4 protein-coding genes are annotated in these 3888 nt (G+C 72.7%); 1 reads left to right on the plus strand and 3 read right to left on the minus strand.

The features are described 5' to 3' along the window. Positions 1–86: 86 nt before the first annotated feature. Both AB0M02_RS39150 and AB0M02_RS39155 read right to left on the minus strand, forming a co-directional pair. Complete coding sequence (locus AB0M02_RS39150; protein ID WP_364236731.1) at positions 87–749, minus strand: response regulator transcription factor; 663 nt, start codon at positions 747–749, stop codon at positions 87–89. Next, positions 746–1870: a histidine kinase gene (locus AB0M02_RS39155; RefSeq protein WP_364236734.1), complete on the minus strand. Its 1125-nt coding sequence runs from the start codon at positions 1868–1870 to the stop codon at positions 746–748. The genes AB0M02_RS39150 and AB0M02_RS39155 overlap by 4 nt, the downstream gene beginning before the upstream one ends. A gap of 143 nt (positions 1871–2013) precedes the next feature. Between AB0M02_RS39155 and AB0M02_RS39160 the strand changes: the two genes are divergently transcribed. Then, the gene (locus AB0M02_RS39160) at positions 2014–2907 is read left to right on the plus strand and encodes a carboxymuconolactone decarboxylase family protein (protein ID WP_364236736.1); all 894 of its coding nucleotides are present in this window, start codon (positions 2014–2016) and stop codon (positions 2905–2907) included. Positions 2908–2932: 25 nt separating this feature from the next. Here the strand turns inward: AB0M02_RS39160 and AB0M02_RS39165 are convergent, their stop codons facing one another. Then, on the minus strand, positions 2933–3694 hold the full coding sequence (locus AB0M02_RS39165; RefSeq protein ID WP_364236738.1) for a hypothetical protein: 762 nt from the start codon (positions 3692–3694) through the stop codon (positions 2933–2935). Positions 3695–3888: the final 194 nt, after the last annotated feature.

Genomic DNA, 3888 nt, shown 5'->3' on the forward strand with positions numbered 1-3888 from the left:
GCGCGGGAACCGGAGCGGCGCGGGAACCGGGGCGGCGCGGGAACCGGGGCGGCGCGGGAACCGGGGCGGCGCGGGGAGGCGGTGGGTCAGCGCTGGGTGGGGGTGACCAGGCCTGACTCGTAGGCGATGACGACGAGTTGGGCGCGGTCGCGGGCGCCCAGCTTGATCATCGCGCGGCTGATGTGGGTTTTGGCGGTTGCGGGGCTGATCACGATGGTGGTGGCTATTTCGTCGTTGGAGAGGCCGCGCGCGGCCAGGGCGACCACCTCGCGCTCGCGGGCGGTGAGGGCGGCCAGCCGGACCGACTCGCTGCCGGGGCGGGGGCGCGAGACGTAGTCGGCGATCAGGCGTCTGGTGATTGCCGGGGAGAGGAGGGCGTCGCCGCGGGCGGCCAGGCGGATGCCGTGCAGGAGGTCGTCGGGTTCGCTGTCCTTGACCAGGAAGCCGGCGGCTCCGGCACGCAGGGCGGCGTAGACGTGGTCGTCCACGCCGAAGTTCGTCAGGATCACCACGTGCACGGCGGCCAGGCGCGGGTCGGCGGCGATCCGGCGGGTGGCCTCGATCCCGTCGAGCACGGGCATCTGGATGTCGACCAGGGCGACGTCGGGCAGCAACGACGTCGCCAGGCGCACTCCCTGAGCACCGTCGCTCGCCTCGGCGACCACCGAGATGTCGTCCTCGGCGTCGAGCAGCGCGCGGAACCCGGCACGGATCATCGGCTGGTCGTCGACGAGCAGCACGCGGATCACGGTTGGTCCCGGGGCGGGAGCGGGAGCTTTACCCGTACGATAAATCCGCCTTTATCGCCCCGACCAGCCCGCAGCGAACCGCCCAGCGCGCCCACCCGCTCAGCCATCCCCCGCAGCCCGCGTCCCGGCACCGCGTCGTCGTCCTCCCCCGGCGGGCCAGGCCCGTCGTCGCTGATCTCCACCGTCAGATCGTCGTCGCCGTAGTCCAGCAGCACCGTCGCCGCCGCCGTCTCCCCCGCATGCCGGCCCACGTTGGTGAGCGCCTCCTGTACGATCCGGTAGCCCGCCGCGGAGACCGGCCCCGGCAGCTCCCGCTCCCGGCCGCCGACCGTGAGACTCACCGGCACCCCCGCCAGCCCGGCACCGTCGATCAGGTCCTTGAGCTGGTGCAATCCGTGATCGGGCTGGTCGCCGTGCAGCACGTCGAGGGTGGCCCGCAGCTCGCGCATCGCCTCCGTGCCCGCCTCCTGGATCGCGACCAGCGCGGGCGGCACCGGCTCGCCGCTCTTGCGCGCGAGATGGACCGCGACGCCCGCCTGCACCTTGATGATCGAGATGCAGTGGGTGAGGGAGTCGTGCAGCTCCCGCGCGATCCGCAGCCGTTCCTCTCCGGCGCGGCGTCTGGCCACCTCCTCACGGGTGCGCTCCGCCTCGGCCGCGCGTTCCTCGGCCTGGCGCCGGAACGCCCGGTGCTGCACCAGCGTCTCGGCCATCACGGCGGACGCCACGATCCAGCCCAGCAGCAGGCTCCAGTGCTGCACCGCCGCCCGGCCACCACCCGCGGTCAGCAACTCGACCGCCGGGCCGGCCGTGATGATCGCGGCGATGACCACGACGGCACTTCGCCGATGGCCCGCGGAGACCGCGGTGAACGCGGCGACCATCACCGCGATCGCGGGACCGATGCCGGGATAGCCCAGCGCCAGGTAGGCGATCAGCAGTGTCGCTGTCACCGCCAGCACCGGCACCGGAGCGACCCGCCGCAGCAGCAGCGGGGCGGCACCGGCCAGCAGCAGCACGAACGCGGTGACGTCCAGCGGCGTGCGGCCCGGCGGCGCGGTCAGCGCGGCGCCGATCCCGACCGCCGCGACGCCCGCGGCCAGTGCCAGATCCCGTCTCACATCGGGAAAGGTAGACGACCACCACTGTGGAGCGCATCGGACCGGGGGTTGACACCCCATACCCCAGCGGGAGTAGTCCCCGGGTCCGAGGACGGTCCCGCTGTGCGACGCGGACCGGGTCCCGGGCGCCAGACGATGAGCCCATGACCCGGTACATCATGTCGGATCCCATGGAGACCGCCACCGGCGCGACCGCCCGGATCTTCGCACAGTCCCGTCGTGAGCTCGGCGCCCCGTTCGCGCCGCACCTCGCCCCGGTGCCCGCCCTGCACGCCGCGACCTGGACGTTGCTGCGTGAGTCTCTGCTGGCCGGCGAGGCTCCGCGCGCCCGCAAGGAGGCCGCCGCCCTCGCCGTCTCGGTCGCCAACCGCTGCCCGTTCTGCATCGACGCGCACGGGGCGCTGCTGCACGCCACGGGTGCCCACCGGCTGGCCCGTGCGGTGCTGCGCGGTGAGACGCCACCCGATCCGGACGACGCCGCGGTGGTGACCTGGGCCTCGGCCAGCGGTTCCGGTCTGGGTCCCGTTCCGGCGCCGCCGTCGCAGGCCGCCGAGTTCGCGGGAACGGTGCTGGTCAGCCACTTCATCAACCGGATGGTCGACGTGCTGCGGCCGGGTTCGCTGCTGATCAGCCCGCTGCGTCGGCTGGCCGGGGCGGCTCTCTCCCGCCGCGTGCGGCGCCCGGTCAGAGCAAATGATTCCATCGGTACGGCGTACGCGTGCTTCTCCTGGGAAGCTCACGCCGGCGGCGAGCTGCTCAGCCCACCGTCCCGCCGCCTCGTGTCGGAGGCGGTCGCCGACTGGAACGGCGAGCACCCGCCGCCCGGCGATCCCTGGTTGCCCCGGACGGTCGCGTCCGCCCCCGCCGCCGAACGGGAGGCGGTGCGGCTGGCGCTGTTGGCGGCCGTCGCGCCCTACCGGCTGACGGTGGCTCCCGAGCTGCGCACCGACGAGCGGACAGTCCGGATCGTCGCGTTCGGCGCCGTGACGGCTGTCGAACGGATCGCGGGCGAGACGTTCCGGGCCGGGACACCGTGATCCGGTGCCCCGGCCCGGATGAGCGTCAGCCCTCCTTGGCCAGTTCCGACGCGGCCGGGGCCTTGATGTCGACCGGCGTGCCGAAGTCCGAGTAGGTCATGTTCATCTTGACCGGGGTGTCGGTGCCGATCGCCGGGATGGTCAGCGCGTACGTGACCAGCCGGCCCTCACCGTCGAAGCCCGCCTCGAACGGGATCGTCTTGGTGGTGAGCTTGCCCAGGTCGCTGGTGCCCATGCCGAGCTGCTGCCCCGCCTTGGTCAGGTCGATCGTGCCGGTCACCGCCTTGTCACCGGCCCACTTCACGTCGGTGGCCGCCTCCAGGCTCTTGACGGTGTCGCTGGCGTCGAACCCGCCGAGTGTGCCCGTGCCGCCGGCGCCCCCGAGCTTGCGCCAGGTCTTGCCGTCCATGCCCGGGATGTCGACGCCCGGCATCGTGATGCGGACGTAGTTCGTCCCCTCGACGATCCGCATCTCGGTCTTCATCTTGGTGCCCTCGGCCTCGGCCTCCATGAGGAACTCGCCGGTCTTGGTCTTCGGGTCCATCACCCCGGAGATGTTGCCCGACGTGCCCATGTCGATCGTGGTCTTGAAGGATTGCTCCTGCAGCTTGGCCGCACCGGCGACCAGCGCGGCGGTCGCGTCGCCCGCCGCCTCGGCCGGCTTGGCGTCGCCGCTGCCCGCCGCGGTGTCACCGTTCACCGTCCCGTTGCCGGCACATCCGCTCACCGCCAGCGCCGCCGCCATCACCAGCGCCGCGCCGCCGCGCATCATCGTCCGCCTGTTCATGTGACCTCCCCCGTCGGTGCGCCCCGGTCCGGGCCGCCAAAGCAGGCCACTTTAGCGGGATACATCGATCACTATCGGACCGGGGCGGGTTGTCATCGGGGGTCGTTGTTGAACTTGGCGGTGGACCAGAGGTAGCCGAGGACGGCGAGGCCGAGGGACCAGGCGATGGTGAGCCAGCCGTTGTGGCCGATGCC

The organism is Actinoplanes sp. NPDC051861 (assembly GCF_040681145.1).
GTDB lineage: Bacteria > Actinomycetota > Actinomycetes > Mycobacteriales > Micromonosporaceae > Actinoplanes.

Bases quoted from the DNA above. Each gene is read 5' to 3' on its own strand.
- AB0M02_RS39160 (WP_364236736.1), top strand. From the start codon at position 2,014: ATGACCCGGTACATCATGTCGGATCCCATGGAGACCGCCACCGGCGCG.
- AB0M02_RS39165 (WP_364236738.1), bottom strand. From the start codon at position 3,694: ATGAACAGGCGGACGATGATGCGCGGCGGCGCGGCGCTGGTGATGGCG.